The sequence below is a fragment of the Novosphingobium guangzhouense genome (assembly GCF_002896965.1).
GTDB classification, from domain to species: Bacteria; Pseudomonadota; Alphaproteobacteria; order Sphingomonadales; family Sphingomonadaceae; genus Novosphingobium; species Novosphingobium guangzhouense.
On record NZ_LYMM01000001.1, the window covers coordinates 375,123 to 399,200 of the forward strand.

The window sequence follows — 24,078 nt, forward strand, 5'->3', positions numbered from 1 at the left end:
TTTCCATGCTGTCGCGTCTCATCGAATTTTCGGTCCATCGCCGCGTAGTGGTGCTGGTGCTTGCCGGAATCCTCGCGGTGTTCGGCATCCGCGCCTATCACAACCTGTCGATCGAAGCTTTTCCCGACGTCACCAACGCGCAAGTCCAGGTCATCACCCAGATGCCCGGCTATGCCGCCGCCGAAGTGGAACGACAGGTCACGATCCCGCTGGAACGCGCGCTGAACGGCACTCCGCGCATGACCCTGTTGCGCAGCGAGAACCTGTTCGGCCTGTCCATCATCACGCTGGTATTCGATGACGACGCCGATCCGTTCGACAGTCGCATGGTCGTCGGCCAGCGCCTGAACGATGCCGAACTGCCCGAAGGCATCACCCCGTCACTCGCCCCGGAATCGACGCCGCTGGGCAAGATCTACCGCTTTCGCGTAACGAGCGACCGGCACGACCTTTTCGCCATCCGATCGGAAATGCAGTGGACGGTCACGCGTATGCTGCGTCAGGTGCAGGGCGTGGCGGACGTGGTTCCGTTCGGCGGCTATCTGCAGGAAATCCAGGTCCAGCCCGATCCGGCCAGGCTCTACGCCGCCGGGATCAGCCTGGATACGCTGGAAGAAACGCTGAACAAGGCCAATCTCAATGTTGGCGGCGGCTTCCTACGCACGGGCGATCAGGAGCTGACGGTGCGCGGGATCGGCGTGATCAGCAAGCCTGCGGATATCAAGCACATCCCTCTGAAAGCGCGCGACGGCACCGCCCTTACCATCGGCGACGTGGCCACCGTCCAGACCGCGCCAACACCGCGGCGGGGCTCCGTTTCCTACAACGACAAGCGCGAAGTTGTGGAAGGGCTTGTGCTGATGCGCCGGGGCGAAAACCCGTCGCTGGTGCTCGATGGCATCCATGAACAGGTCCAGCGGCTGAACGATACCATACTGCCAAAGGGCATGAAGATCGTGCCCGTCTACGACCGCAGCGAACTTGTCGGCCACACCATCGGCACAGTGCAGGACAACCTGCTGCACGGCTTCATCCTTGTCATCGCCATCGTCTGGCTGTTCCTGCGCAGCGTGACCGGATCGGCAGTGGTTTCCGTAGTGATCCCGTTGTCGCTGCTTACCGCTTTCATCGGGCTCAGCCTGCTGGGCCTGCCCGCCAACCTTATATCGATGGGGGCGATCGATTTCGGCATCCTCGTGGATGGCGCGGTCGTACTGGTCGAGGCGGTGATGCACGCAATCCAGGTCGAAAAGCCACAGGATCGCAAAGCCATCCTTCGGTTGGTGATCGCATCCGCCATCGATGTTGGGCGTCCCACATTCTATTCGATGCTGATCATCATCGCCGCGCTGCTGCCGGTGTTCACGCTGGAATCGGTGGAAGGGCGCATGTTCCGCCCGCTGGCGCTGACTTACGCCTTTGCCCTGACCGGCGCGCTGGTCTTCGCGCTGACGGTGGTTCCGGCCTTATGCGCAGTGATGTTCAAGCCCAAGCACGCCGATATCGTCGAGCCGCGCTGGATCGGCAGCCTGCGCGAGCGTTATCGTTCGCTGCTCGACACGAGCCTGCGCCGCCGGATGATCGCCATAGTCGGTGCGGCCGCGCTGCTGCTGACCGGGGCGCTTGCGGTCAATCGTCTCGGCACCGAATTCCTGCCCGAACTGGACGAGGGCGATATCGCGATCTTCGTGGAGATGCCCAACTCCATCGCCATGCAGAAGGCGCAGGACGTCCTTCAGGAAGTCCACCGCCGCATCCGGGGCATTCCCGAAGTCCGTGATGTTCACTCCGAACACGGCCGCCCCGAGGACGGCACGGACAATGAAGGCGTCAACATGGTCAAGACCTTCGTGCGCCTGCTGCCCGAGGAAAACTGGCACACCGGCAAGACCAAAGCCCAGATCGTCGACCAGATGCGCCGTTCGCTGGCAGGCATTCCCGGCGTGCGCTTCAACTTCTCCCAGCCGATAAAAGACAGCGTGGAAGAAGCGGTGGCCGGGGTGCGCGGCAAGGTCGTGCTCAAGATCTTTGGCACCGACCTGACCGCAATGCGCCAGACGCTGCTGAAAGCGGTCGATGCCATCCGGCCCGTCGCGGGCGTTACCGAACTGGACCTCTACCGCGATGCCCTTGGCCCGCAGTTGCAGATCCAACTGGACCGCGCAGCGCTTGCCCGCGCCGATGTGTCGGTCGAGGATGCGCAACGCACCATCGAGACGGCGCTGGCGGGCCGTGTCACCACCGAATTCTGGGACGGCGAACGGCCGGTGCCCGTCCGGCTGATCCTGCCTTCGCCCTCTCGCGACGATGCGGACAAGATCGGCGCGTTGCAGATCACCACTCCGTCCGGCGCACGCGTACCCCTGGCGCGACTGGCAAGAATCTCTGTCGAAAACGGCCCAACCACGATCGTGCGCGAAGGCAACATCCGTTTCCTCGCGCTCAAGTTCAACGTCGAGGGCCGCGACATGGGATCAACCGTGAACGATGCGATCGCCGCCGTGAACGCCAAGGTCAAGCCGCCCGAGGGCAGCTACTTCGTCTGGGGCGGAGAGTTCGAGAACCAGCAGCGCGCGGCGAAGCGCCTGCAGGTGGTCGTCCCGGTGGCGCTGCTGCTGGTGCTGTGCCTGCTCTATGCAGCGATGAACAGTGGTCGCAGCGCCATCGCCATCATCGCCACGATCCCTTTCGCGCTGACGGGCGGTGCCTTTGCCCTGCTGGTTGCAGGCGTACCGCTTTCAGTCAGCGCTGCGGTGGGCTTCATCGCACTGCTCGGCCAGGTTTCGCTGATGGGCGTGTTGGTGCTGTCAGCGGCGGAAGAACGGCGCCGAAAGGGCATGGACCTGCTGCCTGCGCTGCTTGAAGGGGCGGTAGACAGACTTCGCCCGGTGCTCATGGCCTCTTCGCTGGCGATGCTGGGCCTGCTGCCCATGGTGGTCTCCACCGGGATCGGCAGCGAAACGCAGCGCCCCTTCGCCCTTGTCGTCGTGGGCGGCATGGTGACGACACTGATCGTCGCACTGCTCATCCTGCCGGTGCTCTACAGCTACATTACCCCCGGCAAACTCCAGACCCCAGAGGAGGCCGACGCATGAGCCTGCGTCCCCTTGCCATCGCTCCGCTGATACTGCTGGCAACGCTGGCGGCAGCGCAGGAAGCACCCGCGGCAGCGCAGGAAACGCCCGCAACGGTAGACCTGCAGACCGTCCTGAACTTGGCGCGCACAGCCAGCCCACGCGTCGCTGCCGAGGAGCAGGAAATCGCAGGAGCTGAGGCCGATCGCCAAAGCGTGAACGTGCTGCCCAATCCGTCGATATCCTATGCGGGATCGTACCAGCCTGCGGAACTGACCAACTACGAAGGTCGCCGCGCCCATGAAGCCACGATCGAAATGCCGCTCGACCTTAGCGGCAAGCGCCGGGCGCGGGTGAATGCCGCAGATCGCCGGATCGATGCCGCCCGATCGCGCGTCGCGGTATCCCGGCTTGAGTTCATGAACGAAGCTGGCGCGGCTTTCGTCGCATTGCTTGCCGCGCAGGAAACGGTGGGCGTGCGCAGAGATGCCATGGCGGAACTCGACCGGCTGCGCGGTATGGTGGCAGGACGGCGCAAATCAGGTGTCGCCAGCGATTATGACGTGGCCCGCGTCGATGTAGAGATCGAATCCGCACGCGCGGATCTGGTCGAAGCCGAAGCGGATGCGATCTCTGCAAGGACAGATCTTGCCAACGCCCTTGGTGTCGCGAACTGGCGACCGACGGCGGCGGGCACGATCGACGCATTGTCCGCTCCCGCCGCCAGCCCTGCTCAATCCGCGAATGCCTTGCCCGCCGTCCTCGCTGCGCACGACGAACAGCAGGCCGCGCAGGCAGACGTAGTCACCGCAAGGCGCGAGCGTTTCCCAGAGGTGTCTGTAAACGGTGGCCGCTTCTGGACGACAGGCCCGTTCGGCGCAACGTACTCCGCAGGGGTGACGCTGGAAGTGCCGCTGTTCGATCGCCGTAACGGGGCGGTGCGCAAGGCCGAGGCAGAAGCGCGCGCTGCCGAGCTGCGCACCGAAATTGCCAGGGCCAACGCTATGGCAGAGATCGACCGCTATGCCGCGCTGGTGGAAACCCGCGCCGCCGCGTTCGATATGTTCAACCGTAGGATCGGCGGAAAACTGGGCGCGCTGGGGCGCATGGCGGAAGATTCCTACAGACTGGGTGGCGGCTCGGTAATCGAACTGATCGACGCCACACGTTCGCGCTTCGACAACCTTGCCACGCGGATCGATCTGTCGGGCAAGCTGGCGGAAGCAAGGCTGCGCCTGAACCTTGCGCGCAGCGGCGTGCAATGACGGCCGGCGCGCTCAGCTATCGATATTCACGCTTCGCTCCGCGCGGTCGATTGTGAAGCCAAACCCGGTGCCGGGCGCGCTACAGCGTAGCCAGTCCGCACCGGGGCGTTCCCAATCCTCGACTGTCATCGCCTTGCCGTCGCGTGACTGCCAGACCACGGGGTCCGGAAATTGCGCGAAGGTGCGCAGATTGCCCGCCCTTGCAGCGGACAGGGCGATCACATGCTCTTCCAAAGCAAGGTCGCGCGCGTTCCAGTCCACCCAGCCGATCGCGTTGTCCTGACAGTATGCGTTGTTGTTGCCTTGCTGCGTCCGGCCGAACTCATCCCCAGCGGTCAGCATGATCGTACCTGCAGAAGCGAACAGCGTACCCAGCAACGCCTTCAGGTCCCGGCGACGGGCCGCGATTATCGCTGCATCGTTACTCGGCCCTTCCACGCCGTTGTTCCAGCTGAAGTTTTCGCCATGTCCGTCCCGGTTGTTCTCGCCGTTCGCCCAATTGTGCCGCTCTGCGTAGGCCACCATGTCCGCCAGCGTGAAGCCATCGTGAGCGGCGATGAAATTGATCGAACGGCACCCCTCCCCCACCCGTTGCGGACCGAATATGTCTGTCGATCCGGCAAGCCGCGTGGCCAGCACTCCGATGCTGCCGTCACCCTTCCAGAACCGGCGAACGTCGTCGCGAAAGCGGTCGTTCCATTCCAGCCAGTTTGGCGGAAAGGCACCCAGTTGGTATCCGCCCGGCCCGATATCCCAGGGTTCGGCGATCAGCACCCTGTCCGCCAGCAACGGATCGGCGCCGATTTCTGCGAAGATGGGCGCGGCAGGGTCGAAGCCGGGTCCGCGCGCCAGGATCGGTGCAAGGTCGAAGCGGAAGCCGTCCACGCCGCAATGCGTAACGAAATGCCGCATCGTGTCGATCGCCAGCCGCCGCACCGCCGGATTGGCGAAATCCAGCGTGTTTCCGCAGCCGGTGTCGTTGATCAGGCGGCCGTCAGGCTCAGGCGCCCGCGCATACATCGCGTCGTCCAGCCCGCGCAGGGACAGGATGCCGCCATGCACGTCACTCTCGCCCGAATGGTTGAAGACGAGGTCGAGCACGACCCCGATCCCCGCCGCGTGGAGCGCCTCCACCGTGCGGCGCAATTCCGCCACGCCCCCCGGACAGAGCCCCGGATCCAGCGCCATCATCGCCACCGGATTGTATCCCCACGAATTAACGAGGCCAAGCGGCGGCAGGTGCCGCTCATCGACCCACGCCACGATGGGCATCAGTTCCACTGCAGTGACGTTCAGCCGGGAAAGATGCGCAAGCACCGCCGGATGCGCGAGTGCGGCCACGGTGCCGCGCAGCGCCTCGGGGACGTCGGGATGCAGCATCGTAAAACCGCGCACGTTGAGTTCGTAGACAAGGCCGCCCCGCGCAAATCGTGGCTGTTCAGGCGGAAGCGGCGCCAATGGAGCAGGCACCACCGCGCGCGGAACGATACCGCCGGTGTCCTCTCCGAACGTCGCCAGAAGCGGACTCTGAACGAAACGGCGGTCCAGTTCGACCGCATAAGGATCGACCAGCAGCTTGGCCGGGTCGAACCAGCATCCCTCCTCAGGCGCCCATGGCCCCGCCGCCCGATAGCCATAGAGCGTACCGGAGAGGTCTCCCGGTAACGTGATCGTCCAATCGGAGCCGCTGCGCTCCATCGCATGGCGCGTTTCCGCCTCGCCCGCGAACAGACATAGCCATACCGCCTCTGCACGGGGCGAGCGCACGGTGAAACGGGTAGTGCCCGCCTCTGCCCGTGCGCCTGGCGTCGTCATGCGGTCAGCGTCGCGTAGAGATCGGCATAGGCTTTGCCGCTGGCCTCCCACGAAAAGTCGCTTTTCATCCCGTTCTTCTGAATGCGTTCCCAGATTTCCGGCTGAGCATGAAGCTGGACGGTGCGAGTGATGGCTGCGGCCAGCGCGTCGTAATTTACGCCGTCAAACTGGATGCCGGTGGCGCAACCTGCTGCCAGAGCGGCCGGATTCGCGTCAATCACGGTATCCGCAAGCCCCCCGGTACGCGCCACGACCGGAACGCAGCCATAGGCAAGACCGTAAAGCTGAGTCAGGCCGCAAGGCTCGAACCGCGAGGGGATCAGGATCGCATCACCGCCCGCCTGCATGCGGTGGGACAGTCCCTCATCATAGTCGATCCGGATGCCGATGCGGCCGGGATAGCGTGCCGCGCCGTCGATCAGCGCGCGCTCCAGAGCGGCATCGCCGGAGCCGAGAAGTGCCAGTCTTCCGCCGCTTCCGACGAGGTGGTCGAGCACTTCGGGCAGCACATCCATGCCCTTTTGCCAGGTAAGGCGGGACACGACGATGAAGATCGGTCCATCGCCTTCATCAAGGCCGAATTCGGCCTCCAGAGCACGTTTGCCAGCGCGGCGCTTTTCCAGCGTGCGGTGGCTATAGGGTGCCGCCAAAGCCGTGTCGGAGGCCGGATTCCACACGTTTGCGTCAATGCCGTTGAGTATCCCATGGACAGCCGCGCCACGCTCCACGATCAGTCCTTCAAGCCCCATCCCGAAGGCGCTCGAACGGATTTCGCGGGCATATGTCGGGCTGACCGTAGTGATCGCATCGGCGCTTGAGAGCCCCGCCTTCAGCATCCCCAGCCCGCCATGGTATTCCACCCCGTCCAGCGCCCAGGCGCTTTGCGGAAGTTCAATGCGATCAAAGACTTCAGGGGCGAACCAGCCCTGAAAGGCCATGTTGTGGATGGTGATGACCGAACGGCACCGAGCGGCACCTAACGGCACATAGCGCAGGTATGCGGGCGCCATGGCCGCCTGCCAGTCATGGGCATGGACCAGATCGAAGCCCTGCGGCTTGCCCCGCTTGAGGATCGCCCCGCCCGCGATGTCGGCAGCCGCTTTTCCCAGCGCCGCGAAGCGTTGCCAGTTGTCGGCCCAGTCGATCCCGGCCGCGTCGGTATAAGGCGCACCTTCCCGCGCGTAGAGCGCCGGCGCATCGAGCACCAATAGCGGATGACCGTCAGGCAGCGTGCCCGCAAGCAGACGCGCCGGGGTGCCCAGCAGGGCATCCCATGTGTGCAGCACTTTTGCCCGCCGCCCCCCGAGCGCCGCCAGCACCGAGGGATAGCCCGGCAGCAGCGTGGTCATTTCCACCCCATGTGGCGCCAGCGCGCCGGGAAGAGCGCCGACCACGTCGGCCAGCCCCCCCGTCTTAACCAGCGGCACCGCTTCGGATGCGACCGAAAGAACCTTCATGACGATACAGCCCCGGACCTCTTCACAGATCGAGCCGGTCTATCATCGGCTTGGTGATCAGGCACACACCGTTTTCGGTGCGGCGGAAACGGCGGCCGTCCAGTTCGGGATCCTCGCCCACGACCAGACCTTCCGGGATGCGGACGCCCGAATCGATGATCACGCGCTTCAGCCGGGCGCTGCGACCGATGTTGCAGTACGGCAGGATCACGCCCTCCTCCACGCTGGAGAAGCTGCCCATCTTTACACCCGTCATCAGCAGCGATCGCTTCGCCAGCGCGCCCGAAACGATGCAGTCGTTGGAGATCAGCGAGGAAATCGCATGGCCCCGGCGGCCGTCCTCGTCGTGCACGAACTTGGCGGGCGCGGCGACAACCGAGTCCGACCAGATCGGCCATTCGCGATCGTACATGTCCAGCTTGGGCACCGTATCGGTGAGGTCGAGATTGGCATCGAAGTAAGCGTCCAGTGTGCCTGCATCGCGCCAGTATTCCTCGATCTCTTCTGCGGCGCGGATGCAGCTGTCAGTGAAGCGATGGGCCTGCGCCTTGCCGTGCTTGACGATGTAGGGGATGATGTCCCCCCCGAAGTCCCGCTTGCTGTCGGGATCGGCGGCATCACGGCGCAGCTGTTCGAACAGGAAATCGGTGTTGAAGACATAGATGCCCATGGAGGCAAGTGCCATGTCCTCCTGCCCCGGAATGCCCGGCGGATCGGCGGGCTTCTCGACAAAGGCGGTGATGCGGTCCTTGTCGTCGACATGCATGACGCCAAAGGCCGTCGCCTCCATGCGCGGCACCACAAGGCACCCCACGGTCACATCCGCGCCCGAATTGACGTGCTGCTGCAGCATCAGCTCATAGTCCATCTTGTAGACGTGGTCGCCCGCAAGGATCACCATGTACTTTGGATCGTGGACCGCGATGATATCGATGTTCTGATAGACCGCGTCGGCCGTGCCTTCATACCACAGCAGCTCGGAGATGCGCTGACTGGCGGGCAGGATATCGAAGCTCTCGTTACGCTCGGGCCGCATGAAGTTCCACGCGCGCTGCATGTGGCGGATCAGGCTATGCGCCTTGTATTGCGTGGCTACACCGATGCGGCGGATGCCCGAATTGATGGCATTGGAGAGCGCGAAGTCGATGATCCGCGCCTTGCCGCCGAAGTAGACGGCGGGCTTCGCGCGGTTGTCGGTCAGCTCCCTCAGGCGGCTGCCTCGTCCGCCGGCCAGAACATAGGCCATGGCATCGCGCGCGAGCGGCGAGCCGGAAGCTGGTCTCATTGGGTATCTCTCCATTATTTCAAGTTGTTAGTGTTCGCGCCGCCTTTCCCTGTCAGGGCAGACGGTACAATGTGTCCGGCGTTACCCGGTATATTCGAGCATGATCGTTGCCAGCGGCGGCAGCGTAACCGTCGCCTCGCCGTGCAACGCCTTCACCTGCCCAAGGTTGCCTTTGCCGGTGCCGCCGTAGTGAACCGAATCGCTGTTCAGGATCTCGCTCCACTTGCCGTCCAGCGGCAGGGGCACGCGGTATCCCGTGCGCATGGTGGGCGTCATATTGGAGATCACCGCAACCGGCCTGGAATTCGGCACCCCCGGCGCCTTGCGCAACCAGGCGAAGACGCAGTTTTCCTTATCGTCCACTATCAGCCATTCAAACCCTTCGCCGTCGCAGTCCCCGGCATGAAGCGCGGGCTTCGTGCGATAGAGACGGTTCAGGTCGCGGACGAGGTTTCGCACGCCTTCGTGCGCCGGGGCCGCCCGCAAGTCCCAGTCCAGCGCGCGATCCTCGCTCCATTCGCGGCGCTGGGCGAACTCCTGCCCCATGAACAGCAGCTTCTTGCCCGGATAGCCCCACATGAAAGCGTAATAGGCGCGCAAGTTGGCGAATTTCTGCCAGTCGTCGCCGCTCATCTTGTTCAGCAGCGATCCCTTGCCGTGCACCACTTCGTCATGGCTGAGCGGCAGGACGTAGTTTTCCGAGAAAGCGTACATCAGCCCGAAGGTCAAATCCTCGTGGTGGTACTTGCGATGCACCGCGTCGCGCGACATGTAGCGCAGCGTGTCGTGCATGAAGCCCATGTTCCACTTGAAACCGAAACCCAGCGCCGTTTCGTGCCCCTTGCCATCGCCGTCGTAGGCGGGTTGGGTAACGCCGGGCCAGGCAGTCGATTCCTCGGCGATGGTCATGAAGCCGGGGTTTTCGCGGTAGACCGCGCGGTTGACTTCGCGCAGGAATTCAACCGCCTCCCAGTTTTCGCGCCCGCCTTCCTGATTGGGTATCCACTCACCCGCCTTGCGTGAGTAATCGCGGTACAACATCGATGCCACCGCATCCACGCGCAGCCCGTCCACATGGTAGCGTTCAGCCCAGAACAGCGCATTGTTGAGCAGGAAGCTGGCCACTTCACGGCGGCCGAAGTTGTAGATCAGTGTGTTCCAGTCAGGCTGGAAGCCCTGCCTGGGGTCGGCATGTTCGTACAACGCCGTACCGTCGAAACGGACAAGGCCATGCTCGTCGGTGGGAAAATGGGCGGGCACCCAGTCAAGGATCACGCCGATGCCCGCACGGTGCGCGCCGTCGATGAAGCGGGCGAACCCTGCGGGCTCTCCAAAGCGCGATGACGGGGCGTAGAGGCCGGTCGCCTGATAGCCCCATGAAGGATCATACGGATGTTCGCTGATCGGCAGGAATTCGATATGGGTGAAGCCCATCTCGACCACGTAGGGGATCAGTTCGTCCGCCAGCGCATCCCAGTCGAGGAACCAGTTCCAGCGGTCGCGCTTCCACGATCCGGCGTGAACCTCGTAGATCGAAACCGGCACCGTGCGCGCATCGATCGAAGCCCAGTGATCGCGGTGCGCCTTGTCTCCCCAGTCGAGCTTGGCCGGTACGGCGGTGACCGAGGCATTGTCCGGCCGGATTTCCGACATGAAGGCGAAAGGATCGGCCTTGAGCGGCTGCACCGCGCCGTCGACACCAACAATATGGTACTTGTAGGCGCGATAATCGCCAATGTCGGGGATGAAGATTTCCCACACGCCGATATCGGCACGGCTGCGCATGACGTGGCGCTTGGCGTCCCAGTCGTTGAAATCGCCAACCACGCTGACCTGCCGGGCATTGGGCGCCCAGACCGCAAAGTGGACGCCCTGCGCGCCTTCATGCTCGATCAGGTGCGCACCCAGCTTGTCGAACAGGCGATAATGCGTGCCCTGCGCGATCAGCAGGTCGTCCACCGGGCCAAGCACCGGGCCGAACGTGTAGGGATCGGTGACCAGCCAGTCATGTCCGCGTGCGGTGCAGCGATAGCGGATCGGCTGCGGCTTGATGCGCAGCCGTCCTTCGAACAGGAAGCGCTCGTCCACCTTTTCAAGCTTGCCCAGCCAATGGCCGTCGAGGCTGAACGCCTCGACTTCCTCGGCGCCGGGAAGGATCGCCCGCAAGTGCGTCCCGCCCGGTCCGGCATGGGTTCCAAGAAGCGAGAACGGGTCTGCGTTAGTGCCTTGAAGAAGGGATTCGAGAGCGCTTTCCGATGGCTTCACAGAACTTTCCAGATATCCTTGGCGTACTCGGAGATGGTCCGGTCCGAGGAGAACCATCCGACGTTGGCGATGTTCCTGATCGCCGACGCGCGCCATCCGGCTACGTCCTCCCACCGGCGATCAACCTCGCGCTGGGCGGCGGTATAGGCGTCGAAATCGGCAGCGCACATGAACCAGTCATGGTCGTAGATGCCGTTCACCAGCCCCTCGTAGCGGTGCGGGTCATCGTGCGAGAACACGCCTGAAGCGATGGCGGACAGGGCCTGCCCCAGTTCGCGCGATTCCTCGATGATCGCGCGCGGATTGTAACCCGCAGCCCGCTTGGCGGCGACTTCCTCTGCCGTGAGGCCGAAGATGACGATGTTCTCGTCCCCCACATGCTCCTTGATCTCGACGTTGGCGCCGTCAAGCGTACCGATCGTCAGCGCCCCGTTGAGCGCGAACTTCATGTTGCCGGTGCCCGAAGCCTCCATCCCGGCGGTCGAAATCTGCTCGGACAGGTCGGCAGCAGGGATGATCCGCTCAGCCAGGCTGACATTGTAATTGGGCACGTAAACCACCTTGAGCAGCCCGCCGACCGAGGGGTCGGAGTTGACGCGCCGGGCGATATCGTTGGCCAGCTTGATGATCAGCTTGGCGTTATGATAGCTGGGCGCTGCCTTGCCGCCGAAGATCTTGACCCGCGGCACCCAGTCCCGCTCGGGATGGCTGCGAATCTGGTCATACAGCGCCACCGTCTCGATCAGGTTGAGCAGCTGGCGCTTGTATTCATGGATGCGCTTGATCTGCACGTCGAACAGCGCATCGGGATCAAGGCGGATGCCCATCGTCTTCTTGATGTAGTCCGCCAGCGCAACCTTGTTCGCCCGCTTGACCTCGGCCACACGCTCACCCAGCGCCGCATCGTCGGCCAGCGGGTTGAGATCGGACAGCTTGCCTGCATCATCGAGGAACGCCGGGCCGATCGCGTCGGTGATCACCTTCGTCAGCCCCGGATTGCACTGCTGCAGCCAGCGACGCGGAGTGACGCCGTTGGTCTTGTTGTTGATCCGATTGGGGTAGAGCGCATGGAGATCGGCGAAGACCGTCTCCTTCATCAGTTCGGTATGCAGCGCTGCCACGCCATTGATCGAATGCGCACCCACGAACGCCAGGTTCGCCATGCGCACGCGCCGCTCCCCGCTTTCGTCGATAAGGCTGATCGCGGCGATCTGCGCATCGGTGCAACCGGCCTTGCGCGCTTCGCGCAGGACGCGGCTGTTGATCGCATAGATGATCTGCATGTGACGCGGCAGCAGGCGTTCGAACAGCGGCAGCGGCCAGGTTTCCAGCGCTTCAGGCAGGAGAGTGTGGTTGGTGTAGGAGATCGTCTGCTTGGTCAGCTCCCACGCCTCGTTGAACTCCAGCCCCTCCAGATCGACAAACACGCGCATCAGTTCGGCCACGGCCACCGACGGGTGCGTATCGTTCAGCTGGATCGCTGCCTTGGAAGGCAGGGTACGGATATCGCCTTCATACTGGATATGGCGGCGCACGATGTCCTGGATCGATGCGGCGGTAAGGAAATACTCCTGCCGCAGCCGCAGTTCCTGTCCCGCCGGGCTGGAGTCCGCGGGATAGAGAACCCGCACAAGGCTTTCCGCCCGTACCTTCTCCGCCAGCGCGCCGAAGTGATCGCCTGCGTTGAAGGCATCCAGCTTTAGCGGATCGATCGGGTTGGAGGTCCACAGGCGCAGCGTATTCACGCGCTTGCCGCGCCAGCCGACCACCGGCGTATCAACGGCGGTAGCGTCCACTTCCTCCGCCGGTTCCCACATCACCCCGTCACCTTGCGCCACGACTTCGCCGCCGAAGCCGATGCGGTAGGTGCTTTCCAGCCGCTCGAACTCCCAGGGGTTGCCGTGCGCCAGCCACGTTTCCGGCAGTTCGACCTGCCAGCCGTCGTCGATGCGCTGGCGGAACATGCCGTTCACATAGCGGATGCCATAACCGTAAGCCGGGATGTCCAGCGTCGCCAGGCTTTCCATGAAGCACGCTGCAAGCCGGCCAAGGCCGCCGTTGCCAAGCGCCGCGTCAGGTTCAAGCTGCTCAAGCTCGGCAAGGTCAAGCCCAAAGGATGCCAGCGCGCGTTCCATGTCGCGCGTCACGCCCAGGTTCGACAGGGCATCGCGCAGCAGGCGCCCGATCAGGAACTCCATCGAAAGGTAATAGACGCGCTTTCCGCCCGTCTCATACGTGCGCTGGGTGGATTCGATCCAAGCATCGATGATGTGATCGCGCAGCGTCAGGATCGAGGATGCGTACCAGTCATGCTGCTTGGCCGCGCGCTGATCCTTGCCGATCCGGCGTCGAAGAACGCGCAGGATATCCTTTTTCATCTGCGTGACGGCGGCAGGCTCGGAAACGGGGGGCTCGATATCGGTGACGGGGCCAGACACAGGTTCGCTTGCCACGAGAGCACTCCTCAGCAGGCCATCCCAACGCGCCGAATTCGGCTCGACGGGACGGGCCGGTTAACGCAGGGCGGAGCCGTGGCCCCTCCCGTTCCTATGATGGTATGGCTAGCACAGGCCCGCGTTGCGGCAAGAGAGATTGTGCAGTGCGGCAACGATTTTCCCGCTCCTGCCGATGCCGGACGGAGGGGAAGGCCGGAACCGCATGATGCGGCCCCGGCCCCTGCATGGACCTTAGCGGTCCTCCTCCCAGGTGCAGTCCTTGATCTCTATTCCCAGATCGGCGACGAGCGCGCGCATTCCCAGCACGTCGAACAGGATTTCTCCGTCCGCGATACGGCGGCGGAACTCCACTTCTGCGGCAGCGCGCTTTTCCGCATTGGTGACGGCCAGTTCCAGCAATGCCTTGGGAATTACCAGCACGCCGTCCGAATCGCCGACGATCACGTCGCCCGGCTCCACCGTCACCCCATCGACCACCAGCGGCACGTTAACCGCCGCCGGGCCGCGCTTCTTGGGATGCTCAGGCGAAACGGCCGTGGCCCAGACCGGGTAACCAAGCGCGCGAATGGCATCGACATCGCGCGTGGCGCCGTGAACCACGGTTCCGGCAAGCCCTTTCTTCTGCGCGAAAGAGCAGGCGACATCGCCCCACAGCGCGCCCTGATGCCCGCCGCCGTTGGTCAGGACCAGCACGTCGCCCGCCTGAGCCGTATACAGGGCGGCATGGATGGCAAGATTGTCTCCCGGGAAGTTCCATGCCGTCACCGCCGGGCCGCACACCTTCTGCCCCGGCGCGATCGGCGCCATCATCGGGCTCATCAGGCACATCCGCCCCGCAATTTCTCCCAGCCCTTCGTGCAGGTCCGCAATCCCGAACTTTGTCGCCCTTGCAACAAGTGCCGGGTCGGGACGGTCAACCTTGGCGTAGATCACGGAGCGGGTAGGCACGGTCACGGCAGAACCTCCGGGTTGAGCAGCGTTGCGGGCACTTCGCCGCGGCTGACAGTATCGATGACGGCTGCCACATGCAGCGCCATGTCCCGCATCCCCGCCTCCGTCACGCCCGCGACGTGTGGGGACAGCAGGCAGTTGGGCAGGCCAAACAGCGCATGATCGGGCTCGGGAGGCTCGTTCACGAAGACGTCGATACCTGCCCCGGCGATCTGCCCGGAACGCAGCGCCTCTGCCAGGGCCGCCTCGTTGACGATCCCGCCGCGCGAACAGTTCACCAGAATCGCATGCGGGCTCATCATCGCCAGTTCGACCGTATCGACAAGGTTGCGTGTACCCTCTGTCAGCGGCACGTGGATGCTCACCACGTCGCAGGCCAGAACCCCGGGCAAGTCGGCGGACTCTACCCCGACGGCGCGCATGTCGGCTGCGGGAACCAGCGGATCGCAGGCGAGAACTTCGCACCCGAAGCCGCCGCTGCAAATCCGGGCCACCCGCTGCGCGATGCGGCCAAAGCCGATCAGGCCCACCCGCGCGCCAGTAAGGTCACCAAGGCGGATACCCCAGCGCTCGGCCCAGCGCCCTTCGCGCACCAGCGCATCCATGTCGCGCGTGCGCCGCAAAAGTCCCAGCATCAGCGCTACCGCACCTTCGGCGACGGCGGTGGAATTGTTGCCGCCGGGGGTATTGGCCACCATCACGCCTTGCGCACTTGCGGCGGGAATCGCGATGTTATCCACCCCCGCGCCATGCTTCACGATAGCCTTGAGCCCGTGCATCGCCCCGAAGATATCAGGCCCCAGCGGGCTCGTGCGGATGACCAGAACGCTCGTTTCGCTTACGCGCGGATCGTCAGGACCGATGACATCATGCATCGTCGCAATGCGCTCCACCCCCACCGGATGGATCGGATCGATGATGCAGACGCATTCGCGGACTGGCAATTCAGTATCCTCTAACCTAGGCCGCGATGTATACCATCGGGACGATCTTATGCCCTGGTGTTGCGGCTTACTTGCCAGATCGTCAAGTTTGGATATCGTTCCAAGGCAATACGATGTATCCGATCGGGAAATTTTCGTCCCGGCGATGAATATAAAGGAGAGGACGATGTTCGCAGCCCCGCCTAGCGTCATGGCCGAAGTGTTCTGCCGCATCCCCGACAAGTTCCGCCGCTTCGGCGAGACGACACAGTGGGCGCAGGTCCAGCTTCATGGCGCTGCCGCGCCGGTGTTTCTCGAAGGGCCGGTGTTCGATGACGCTGGCAATTTATGGGTGACGGACATCCCCTGGGGCCGGCTGTTCCGTATCGCGCCGGACGGCACCTGCGAGCTTGGCTTCGAATATGACGGCCAGCCCAACGGCATGAAATTCCTGAACGACGGCCGCCTGCTGGTGGCCGACCATCACAAGGGCATGGTTATCTGCAACGTCGCCACCGGCAAGGCTGAAACCGGGCTGGACCGCTACCTGCTTGAGCCTTTCCTTGGCTGCAATGACCTGACCATCGCGCGCAACGGCGATATCTGGTTCACCGATCAGGGGCAGTCGGGCTGGCAGAACCCCAACGGCCGCCTGTTCCGCGTACGAGCAGGAACCGGCCGCCCCGAATTGATGCTGGACCGCATCCCCAGCCCCAACGGCCTTGTGCTCAACCGCGCCGAAACCGCACTTTACCTTGCCGTCACCCGCGCGAACGCCGTGTGGCGCTGCCCGCTGGTGAACCCAACCGGAGAGCCCGGCGCCGAAGTCATCTCCAAGGTCGGCACGTATATCCAGCTATCCGGCGGCTCCGGCCCGGACGGCCTCACCATCGATGAGAACGACAACCTCGTGGTCTGCCATGTCGGTTTCGGCGCGGTCTGGCTGTTCTCCGACCGGGGCGAGCCGATGCTGCGGATCGACGTGCCCGAGGGGCGCTACACCACCAACGCGGCTTATGGCGGGCCGGACAACCGATGGCTGTTCTTCACCGAATCGAGCACCGGCACGGTCTACCGGGCACAAATGCCGGTGGCTGGACGGCCGCTCTTCACCACGCAGATCTAGGACCGGCTCAATCCACCGCCAGCGTGGGCGCTCCATCGCCTAGCAAGTGCCCGTAGCGTACAAGGCCGGTGCGGGTGCGGCGGATATGCATGACCAGCGCCGCCTGCGCCGTCTCGATTTCCCCCTTGGCGATGGCGTCGTAGAGCAGCTGGTGCTCAAGGTCGTGCGTGCGCGCGCCCCCGGTCTTGGCGCCGCCGCTCCCGCCACCATTGCCGCCATCTGCAGCGCTTGCCATCGCCAGCTTCATGTAAGCCCGGCGGTAGCTTTGCGTGGTATCCCACACCCTCTCGACGATCTGCGCCAGCAGCGGCGTCGAATGGCGACGGTAGGTGATCCAGTGGAATTCCCGGCCCAGCGCAATCGCTTCGTCAACGTCCACGGTTTCCTCGTTGCGCGCCATAACCGCGCGCAAATCCGCAAGATCCGCGTCAGTCAGGTGAGGCACACTATCGGCCAGAAGCAGCGGCTCTATGCGTTCGCGTATCTCATAGGACACCTCAAGATCACGCCGCGTCAGGCTGGTGACGCGCGCACCGGCGTTGGCCCGCATGGTAACAAGGCCGCGCGCTTCCAGGATTCGCAGGGCATCGCGCACCGGGATGCGGCTGGTGGCAAGTTCGTCCGCAAGTTCATCCTGCTTGATCCGGGAGCCGGGTGGCAGCGCGCCGGAAAGGATACGTTCGGCCAGGACATCGGCGACGCGCTGGCCTGCCGCCCCCTGCGGAACAGCATTGTCTATCGTCATCGCCGACCCCTGCATTGGATACATTCACCCCCGATAGCCGGTCAAAACGCCCGCGCATAGAGGGACATAGCGGCACCCAGACGTACCACAAGCGCACCCAGGCGCACCAAAGCGCCCTGCAGGCTCCGCTCAGTGCTGCGCCCACTCCACCCGGTAGAGGTCGAAACGCCGATCCTTGAGGTTCTGCACCGCGCCGGACTGGCGCGCCGTCAGCAACGCGTCGAGGCTGAGATCGGAGATCGCGATCGTCTCGGTATTAGGCGCGGTGTCCGCCGCCACACCGTCGCGCGCGAAGGGGAAGTCGCTGGGCGTCAGGATGGCGCTTTCCGCGTAGTGAACGTCCATGTTCTCGACATTCGGCAGATTGCCGACAACGCCCGAAGTGACGACGTAGCACTGGTTCTCCACCGCACGGGCCTGCGCGCAGTAGCGTACGCGAAGATAGCCGCGCCGCTCGTCGGTGCAGAACGGCACGAACAGCATCAGCGCCCCCTGATTGACGAGGTGGCGCGCCAGTTCGGGAAATTCGCTGTCGTAGCAAATCATCACGCCGATGGGCCCACAGTCGGTGGGGATCACGTTGGCGCCGTAACCGCCCTTGATGTTCCACCATCGCCGTTCGGAGGGCGTGGGGTGCAACTTTTGCGTTTCGTGCACCGCGCCATCGCGCAGGAAGGTATAGGCGATGTTGCGGATCTCGCTCTTGCCGCCGCCCAGCTTGACGCGGGTGGGGTGCGATCCGCCGATGATGTTGATGTTATAGCTGACAGCCATGCGCTGCATGAACTCGACGAAGCGCTCGGTATATTCCGCTATCTTCTCGATCGCCTCGACCGGCTGCAGCTTTTTTTCCTCGATCGAGAGCAGTTCCAGCGTGAACAGTTCGGGGAAGACCACGAAGTCGCTTTCATAATCGGCGGCAACGTCGATCCAGTATTCAACCTGGGCCTCGAATTCGTCGATCGTGTCGATCTTGCGCATCTGGAACTGCACGGTCGCCACGCGTACGCTGGAGGGAACGCGCTCTTTCAGGCCGGGCACCGATTTGCCGGTATCGAGCGGGGCCAGCGGGTTGGTCCAGTACATCAGCACCGCATTGCCGCCGCTTTCCCGGTCTGTTGGGATGTAATCCGGCAGGATGCCGCGCGGCTCGTAGCCTTCGTTCATCTGGAAATTGATGACCTGATCGCGGATCTTCTTTTCGCGCACCGCCTGCACGTAGTCGGCCGGATCGGGGTAGGCGCGCTTGCGGCGATAATAGCCGGGCATGCGGCCTGCGAAGGCGATGCCCTTCAGTTCGAAATACTGGCACACCTCGCGCCGCTTGCGATAAAGGCGCTGGCCGATGCGCAGGCGGCGGTAATCGGGATCGACGCAAACCTCGAACCCGTAGAGCACATCACCTTCGGGCGCGGGCGGGCGACCATAGCCGCCATTGCTGATTTCCTCCCAGGTATGCGGCTTGAAGGCGAGGTCCGATGTCACGATCATCGTCGCACAGTGGCCGACGACCTTGCCTTCATATTCGGCCACGAACTGGCCTTCGGGGAAATTGATCACCTGCCCGCGGATTTCAGCGCGGGTAAAGGCATCGGCCTTGCCGTAGACCTTGACGGAGAGGCGCGCGATGGCGGCAGCGTCCGCGACGCTGGCTTCGCGGATGATGAGCTTGGCTTTGGTCTGGTCCATGAGCGCTGTTTTACGCACCGCAGCGCGGAAGGTTCCAGCCCGTAATCGTCTTGAACGGACTCATTTTTCTTGGATTGGCGGGATACATGAGGTGCCCGGACCGTTGTTCTCCCTGAAAGGAGACTGCCCCATGAGCGCAACCCTTTACGCCCTAGCCCTGTTCGCCTGTTCGGACGACGGCACGGCCTGCCAGCGTCTGGAGACGCCCGTGCAGACATACGAGACGCGCAATTCCTGCAACGCCGGGCTGGATGAGGCGCTGGACACCGAAGCTGCGCGCAAGGCCGAGGCACCCACCGTCTATGCCCAATGCCTGACAAGCCGCCAGATGGCATCGATCGGCAAGGGCACCATCGACCTAACGCGGGTCAACGGCACCCGATTCGCCGGTGCGGGGTTCTGACGGCCACAGTCGACCGCCTGCCCCCCGGCGTGATCTTGTCGCCAGCCTGATCTTTTCGAAGGCCCGGAGCCGATCAGCCCCGGCCGCGATAGCCCGGAACGCCCTGATCGGGCACCCACAGACCGGCAGGCGGCGCATCAGACTGCCAGAACACGTCGATCGGGATGCCGCCGCGCGGATACCAATAGCCGCCGATACGCAGCCAGCGAGGCTTCATCTCGTCGAACAGGCGCTGGCCGATCCCAACCGTCACGTCTTCGTGGAACGCACCATGGTTGCGGAACGAACCGAGGAAAAGCTTGAGGCTCTTCGATTCAACGATCGTCGCTTCAGGCGCATAATCGATTACCAGATGCGCGAAGTCAGGCTGGCCGGTAACCGGGCACAGCGAAGTGAACTCTGGCGCTGCGAAGCGAACAAGGTAAAGACTGCCGACGCGCGGGTTGGGCACGTAATCAAGCACGGCCTCCTCGGGCGAGGCGGGCAGACCCGTCTGCTGGCCAAGGTGGAGGGGAAGGGAGTTGTCAGGAATGTCGGTCATGCTCCGGCAATGCCTTCAAGCCACCATGATGGCAAGGCCGATCGCGAAAGCGCGCGCAACCGGCGACTATGCGGCACGTACCGGCGCGCGGACGTGCGACATTAACGCGCGGTTCACACGCGGTCAGGCGAAAACGGGGCAATCATGAGGGGTACGAATTCGATCATCGCGCGCGCGGCACTGGCAGCCGCGCTTGTTGCCAATGCTGGCGGGACTGCGCATGCCCAGTCCACCGGGCAATCAGGGGGCACCTGGAGCCTTCCAGACCCCACCGAAACGCAAAGCCGTTCGCGCGCGCAAGGCCCAGTGGATGCCCAGAACCCGGTGGTCCGGCCGGGCAGTACCGCGCCGCAAGCCCCGACAGCTGTAACCACGCCGACCCCTGCGCCGGCACCTGCACCCATTGCCACGCGTGCACCCAATGCGGTGCCCACCATCGCCGCTCCGCCGCCACGCCCTGCGGCCACTCGCGCGCCTGCCGTTACGCCCACCCCAACGCCGTCGCCCACGCCGAGCCCGCGCGCCTCCGCCGAGCCCGCGCCCGAGCCCAGCGCAGCAACTTCGGCTGAACCGACCGCTCCCGCCGAAGTCGCGACCAGCGCGCCTGCTGCTCCATCGGCGGCCGAACCGGAAACGGTTCCGGCACCAGTGCCCGCAGCGCAGGGCTGGCCGGTCTGGTCATGGGCGGTGCCTGTGCTGCTCCTGGTGCTGGGCGCACTGGCGTTCCTCCTGCGGCGCAAGCGTCCGCAGGGAGAAGATGCCGAATACGTCGAGGCCGAAGCCGCCCCCGTGGCACCCCCAGCGCCGCGCCCCGAAGCAAGGTCAGAGGCGGCCTCCGCCGTACCCCAGCCGACGTTCACGCCGCCCCCTGCGCCATCGGCACCGCCGCCCGTTCCTTCCTCTCCCGCCTCCGCCGACACCGGCCCGCAGATCGCGTTCGAGCCGCTGGGTATGCGCCTCTCGCTGGTCTACGCCACGCTGCGCTATCGCATCACCGTAACGGCCGCAGAAGCTCTGCCGGCCGGGCAGCTGATCGGGGACATGACCGGCGCGCACGGCTCCATCCCGCCTGAACAGCAGCTTGCCCCCCCGCCGGAAGCGCTGGCTGCGCTCAAGCCGATCCCGGCGCTGGCTGCCGGCGAAGGCGTGTCGCTGACCGGCGAAGTGCTGCTGCCGCTCAACGCGATTCGGCCGTTGCAGCGGGGCAATGCCTCGTTCTTCGTGCCGCTACTGCGCCTTTGCGCGCTGTTCGGCGATGACGCGTCCCCGGTTCGCCGGGTCTTCACGCTGGGTATCGAGGGTGACACCGCACTGGCTCCGCTGCGGCTCGATACCGGCCCCAACGAGTTTCGCGACCTTGCCGCGCGGGAAGTGACGGCAGCGCGGGCTTATCCGGTCATGCCGGACGATCGGCGGGTCGCGGCGGGATGAACCGACTGCGCAAGGGCAGCACAGGGGTGTTTCCCCTCTGCGCAGAATTCGCCTAGGGTCAGCGCTCCCCCACATGCGGAGACGACATTGAGCACCAAGCAAGCGCCCGAAGACCTGTCCGACGCCACGCGGATCGTCGGTGCGGGGCGGCGCAGCGAATGGACCGGGCCGGTGGTCAATCCCCCCGTCTGGCGCGCCAGCACGCATCTTTACGAAAACACCGCAGCACTGGCACAGGGACCGCGCACGAACGAGGACGGGCGCTTCTTCTACGGCCGCCGCGGCGCGCCCACCCAATGGGCGCTGGCCGATGCCCTGACCGCCCTGGAACCGGGGGCTGCGGGCACCGTGCTCTACCCATCGGGCGTCGCCGCGATCGCCGGAGCCATGCTTGCCGTTCTGCGCCCGGGCGACGTGGTGCTGATCAGCGACAACGCCTATGATCCCACCCGATCGATGGGCAAGGGTCTGCTGACCGACTTCGGCATCGAACCGCGCTTCTTCGACCCGCTGGACCTTGACGCCTATCGCGCCGCCTTCTGCGAGCGTACCCGCGCGGTGCTGCTGGAAGCGCCGGGCAGCCTGTCGATGGAGATGTGCGACCTGCCCGCGCTGGCCGCCATCGCGCGCGAAAAGGGCGCGATCTCGATGCTCGACAACACATGGGCCAGTCCCCTGGGCTTTGCCGGGCTGCGCCACGGGATCGACATCGTGATCATGGCGTTGACCAAGCATGTCGGCGGTCATTCGGATCTCATGATGGGCAGCGCCAGCGCAGGGCCAGAGCTTTACGAAAAGCTGCGCAATCGCGCGCAGCAGCTGGGCAATGTCGTCTCTCCCGACGATGCGGCGCTGGCCCTGCGCGGCCTGCGCACGCTGCACTTGCGACTTGCTCACGAAACGCAAAGCGCGCTGGCCGTGGCGCAGTGGCTGGCCGCCCGCTCCGAAATCGCCCAGGTGCTCTGCCCGATGCTGCCCGGCGCGCCGGGGCATGACGTGTGGCGGCGCGATTTCACCGGCGGTTGCGGTCTGTTCAGCTTCGTGTTCCGTGGCGGCGATGCGGCCGCGCGCAACCGCTTCATCGATGCGCTGACGCTGTTCGGCATAGGCTATTCCTGGGGCGGCTTCGAAAGCCTGGCGATCCCCATCGAACCATCGGCCTACCGCAGCCGCATGACCTGGCCGCCCGCCCCCTGTGGCGAAGGGGATCGCCATGGAGTGCGCCTTGCCATCGGCCTTGAAGCGCCAGAAGACCTCATCGCAGACATCGAACAGGCTCTGGACGCATGGCAGCCCCGCTGAGCGCCCTCCCTACCGCAACGGCCAGCCCGTCGCCCACCGCGACGGCCACCGCCGTGGTGATCGAACATCCCGAGCCCGTCGCAGGGGCAGAGGGGATCAAGAACGTCGTCTCCGCGCGCAGCGACACGATCGGCGACATCGTCGACACGCTGGACAAGCTGGCAGTACAGGTCGGCGGCAGCCGGTTGTCGCTATGGGATATGACCGTAATCATCACGGTGCTGGTGCTGGTTATCTCCGTGGCCTGGGCGACCAGCCGTCTGTCCAGCCGGGTGCTCGCCCGCGCGACGCGGCTGGACATGACGCAGCGGTTGCTGGCCGAAAAGATGACCAGCATGTTCATCTGGATCATCGCGATCCTCGTCGGCATCGACGTGCTGGGCATCGACCTGACGGCGCTGACGGTCTTTTCCGGAGCCTTTGGCCTGGCCATCGGCTTCGGCCTGCAGAAGACGTTCGGCAACCTGATCGCCGGGATCATCCTGCTGATGGACAAGTCCATCAAGCCCGGAGACGTGATCGCCATCGCGGACCAGAGCGGCCAATACACCTTCGGCCAGATCCGCCGCATCGGCATCCGCGCCGTCTCGCTCACCACACGTGACCAGAAGGAATACCTGATCCCGAACGAGAACCTGATGATCAATCAGGTGGAGAACTGGTCCTATTCATCCAAGAACGTGCGTATCCAAGTGCCGGTCGTGGTCCCCTACGCCTCCGATATCGAGCTTGCCGAGAAGCTGATGCTGGAAGCGGCTGGTGCGGTTAAACGCGTGCTCAAGGCTCCGCCGCCGACCGTCTGGCTCGATAGCTTCGCAGAGAACGGAGTCGCTTTCGTAATCCACGTTTGGATCACTGACCCTGAGGAAGGCACCGGAAATGTGCGGTCCGACGTGCTCAAAGGCCTTTGGAGGCTCATGAGGGACAACGGAATCAAGGTGCCCTTCCCCCAGCGCGACATCAACTTGCGCGATACCGAAACGATGCGCGAACTGATCGAAGCGCTGCGCTCCAATCAGGACGTCACACCTCCTACCTGACAGCCGTATACCCAACTGATCAAGTCCACCCCGGAAAGGCTTGTCGGTATCCAAATTTACCCTTATCGACCCTTGGCACACGATTTGGATACTATTTGGATACCGAATTTCTGGATACCGGGGGCGAGATGGCTACCAAGACCCAATTGACGATTTCCGCGATCAAAGCAGCCGATGCGGCGCGGAAGCCCGCTAGGTGTTGATTGCCACTGAGAAGTGACCCGGGAAGGCTATAAGTTTCCGCTGAGAATTGACCCATGTTTTCCTGCCTTCCGGCTGCCAGTCGGAGGGTCGTGGAGTGATCGACATG

General features: G+C 64.2%; 17 protein-coding genes. 7 read left to right on the top strand and 10 right to left on the bottom strand.

Annotated elements, in window-relative coordinates:
* The first annotated feature begins 5 nt into the window (after positions 1 to 5).
* Positions 6 to 3,095 carry an efflux RND transporter permease subunit gene (locus tag A8V01_RS01460; RefSeq protein ID WP_103094154.1) on the top strand — a complete coding sequence of 1,030 codons (3,090 nt, stop codon included), beginning with the start codon at positions 6 to 8 and terminating at the stop codon, positions 3,093 to 3,095.
* Positions 3,092 to 4,339, top strand: a complete 1,248-nt coding sequence (locus tag A8V01_RS01465; protein ID WP_103094155.1) for a TolC family protein — start codon at positions 3,092 to 3,094, stop codon at positions 4,337 to 4,339. Before A8V01_RS01460 ends, A8V01_RS01465 begins: the two co-directional genes overlap by 4 nt.
* A 12-nt stretch (positions 4,340 to 4,351) precedes the next feature.
* Here A8V01_RS01465 and glgX read toward each other — a convergent pair whose 3' ends face one another.
* The 7 genes from glgX to A8V01_RS01500 form a co-directional block, all read right to left on the bottom strand.
* Positions 4,352 to 6,154, bottom strand: coding sequence for a glycogen debranching protein GlgX (glgX, locus tag A8V01_RS01470; protein WP_103094156.1), 1,803 nt, complete (start codon positions 6,152 to 6,154; stop codon positions 4,352 to 4,354).
* Positions 6,151 to 7,617, bottom strand: a complete 1,467-nt coding sequence (gene glgA, locus A8V01_RS01475; RefSeq protein ID WP_103094157.1) for a glycogen synthase GlgA — start codon at positions 7,615 to 7,617, stop codon at positions 6,151 to 6,153. The genes glgX and glgA overlap by 4 nt, the downstream gene beginning before the upstream one ends.
* A gap of 16 nt (positions 7,618 to 7,633) precedes the next feature.
* Positions 7,634 to 8,896 (bottom strand): glucose-1-phosphate adenylyltransferase, encoded by a 1,263-nt coding sequence (gene glgC, locus A8V01_RS01480; protein ID WP_103094158.1) that lies wholly within the window; start codon positions 8,894 to 8,896, stop codon positions 7,634 to 7,636.
* An 81-nt stretch (positions 8,897 to 8,977) separates the two neighbouring features.
* Positions 8,978 to 11,161 carry a 1,4-alpha-glucan branching protein GlgB gene (glgB, locus tag A8V01_RS01485; RefSeq protein ID WP_103094159.1) on the bottom strand — a complete coding sequence of 728 codons (2,184 nt, stop codon included), beginning with the start codon at positions 11,159 to 11,161 and terminating at the stop codon, positions 8,978 to 8,980.
* Positions 11,158 to 13,614: a glycogen/starch/alpha-glucan phosphorylase gene (locus tag A8V01_RS01490; RefSeq protein WP_425437236.1), complete on the bottom strand. Its 2,457-nt coding sequence runs from the start codon at positions 13,612 to 13,614 to the stop codon at positions 11,158 to 11,160. Before A8V01_RS01490 ends, glgB begins: the two co-directional genes overlap by 4 nt.
* A 234-nt stretch (positions 13,615 to 13,848) precedes the next feature.
* Positions 13,849 to 14,571: a 4-carboxy-4-hydroxy-2-oxoadipate aldolase/oxaloacetate decarboxylase gene (locus tag A8V01_RS01495; protein WP_103094160.1), complete on the bottom strand. Its 723-nt coding sequence runs from the start codon at positions 14,569 to 14,571 to the stop codon at positions 13,849 to 13,851.
* Complete coding sequence (locus tag A8V01_RS01500) at positions 14,568 to 15,512, bottom strand: hydroxyacid dehydrogenase (RefSeq protein WP_103094161.1); 945 nt, start codon at positions 15,510 to 15,512, stop codon at positions 14,568 to 14,570. The genes A8V01_RS01495 and A8V01_RS01500 overlap by 4 nt, the downstream gene beginning before the upstream one ends.
* Before the next feature lie 166 nt (positions 15,513 to 15,678).
* Between A8V01_RS01500 and A8V01_RS01505 the strand changes: the two genes are divergently transcribed.
* Entirely contained in the window at positions 15,679 to 16,617 is a 939-nt protein-coding gene (locus A8V01_RS01505; protein ID WP_103094162.1) for an SMP-30/gluconolactonase/LRE family protein, read from the top strand.
* Positions 16,618 to 16,624: 7 nt separating this feature from the next.
* On the opposite strand, the gene A8V01_RS01510 is transcribed toward A8V01_RS01505, so the two are convergent.
* Both A8V01_RS01510 and A8V01_RS01515 read right to left on the bottom strand, forming a co-directional pair.
* A complete protein-coding gene (locus A8V01_RS01510) occupies positions 16,625 to 17,362 on the bottom strand; it encodes a GntR family transcriptional regulator (protein WP_103094209.1) in 738 nt (245 codons plus the stop codon).
* A gap of 129 nt (positions 17,363 to 17,491) precedes the next feature.
* Positions 17,492 to 19,051 (bottom strand): carbon-nitrogen hydrolase family protein, encoded by a 1,560-nt coding sequence (locus A8V01_RS01515; RefSeq protein ID WP_103094163.1) that lies wholly within the window; start codon positions 19,049 to 19,051, stop codon positions 17,492 to 17,494.
* A 130-nt stretch (positions 19,052 to 19,181) separates the two neighbouring features.
* On the opposite strand from A8V01_RS01515, the gene A8V01_RS01520 reads away from it, so the two are divergent.
* Positions 19,182 to 19,454 (top strand): hypothetical protein, encoded by a 273-nt coding sequence (locus tag A8V01_RS01520; protein ID WP_103094164.1) that lies wholly within the window; start codon positions 19,182 to 19,184, stop codon positions 19,452 to 19,454.
* 73 nt (positions 19,455 to 19,527) lie between these two features.
* Here A8V01_RS01520 and queF read toward each other — a convergent pair whose 3' ends face one another.
* Entirely contained in the window at positions 19,528 to 19,995 is a 468-nt protein-coding gene (gene queF / locus A8V01_RS01525; RefSeq protein WP_103094165.1) for a preQ(1) synthase, read from the bottom strand.
* Positions 19,996 to 20,139: 144 nt separating this feature from the next.
* On the opposite strand from queF, the gene A8V01_RS28015 reads away from it, so the two are divergent.
* The 3 genes from A8V01_RS28015 to A8V01_RS01540 all read left to right on the top strand — a co-directional run bounded on the left by A8V01_RS28015 (position 20,140) and on the right by A8V01_RS01540 (position 23,768).
* A complete protein-coding gene (locus A8V01_RS28015) occupies positions 20,140 to 21,426 on the top strand; it encodes a hypothetical protein (protein WP_146037156.1) in 1,287 nt (428 codons plus the stop codon).
* 87 nt (positions 21,427 to 21,513) lie between these two features.
* Complete coding sequence (metC, locus tag A8V01_RS01535; protein WP_103094167.1) at positions 21,514 to 22,728, top strand: cystathionine beta-lyase; 1,215 nt, start codon at positions 21,514 to 21,516, stop codon at positions 22,726 to 22,728.
* Complete coding sequence (locus A8V01_RS01540) at positions 22,713 to 23,768, top strand: mechanosensitive ion channel family protein (RefSeq protein ID WP_103094168.1); 1,056 nt, start codon at positions 22,713 to 22,715, stop codon at positions 23,766 to 23,768. Before metC ends, A8V01_RS01540 begins: the two co-directional genes overlap by 16 nt.
* The last annotated feature ends 310 nt before the right edge of the window (positions 23,769 to 24,078 follow it).

Excerpts from the sequence above, each read along its gene's own strand:
- A8V01_RS01460 (WP_103094154.1), top strand. The coding sequence starts at position 6 with ATGCTGTCGCGTCTCATCGAATTTTCGGTCCATCGCCGCGTAGTGGTG.
- A8V01_RS01465 (WP_103094155.1), top strand. The coding sequence starts at position 3,092 with ATGAGCCTGCGTCCCCTTGCCATCGCTCCGCTGATACTGCTGGCAACG.
- glgX (WP_103094156.1), bottom strand. The coding sequence starts at position 6,154 with ATGACGACGCCAGGCGCACGGGCAGAGGCGGGCACTACCCGTTTCACC.
- glgC (WP_103094158.1), bottom strand. The coding sequence starts at position 8,896 with ATGAGACCAGCTTCCGGCTCGCCGCTCGCGCGCGATGCCATGGCCTAT.
- A8V01_RS01505 (WP_103094162.1), top strand. The coding sequence starts at position 15,679 with ATGTTCGCAGCCCCGCCTAGCGTCATGGCCGAAGTGTTCTGCCGCATC.
- A8V01_RS01510 (WP_103094209.1), bottom strand. The coding sequence starts at position 17,362 with ATGACGATAGACAATGCTGTTCCGCAGGGGGCGGCAGGCCAGCGCGTC.
- A8V01_RS01515 (WP_103094163.1), bottom strand. The coding sequence starts at position 19,051 with ATGGACCAGACCAAAGCCAAGCTCATCATCCGCGAAGCCAGCGTCGCG.
- A8V01_RS01520 (WP_103094164.1), top strand. The coding sequence starts at position 19,182 with ATGAGCGCAACCCTTTACGCCCTAGCCCTGTTCGCCTGTTCGGACGAC.
- queF (WP_103094165.1), bottom strand. The coding sequence starts at position 19,995 with ATGACCGACATTCCTGACAACTCCCTTCCCCTCCACCTTGGCCAGCAG.
- A8V01_RS28015 (WP_146037156.1), top strand. The coding sequence starts at position 20,140 with ATGAGGGGTACGAATTCGATCATCGCGCGCGCGGCACTGGCAGCCGCG.
- A8V01_RS01540 (WP_103094168.1), top strand. The coding sequence starts at position 22,713 with ATGGCAGCCCCGCTGAGCGCCCTCCCTACCGCAACGGCCAGCCCGTCG.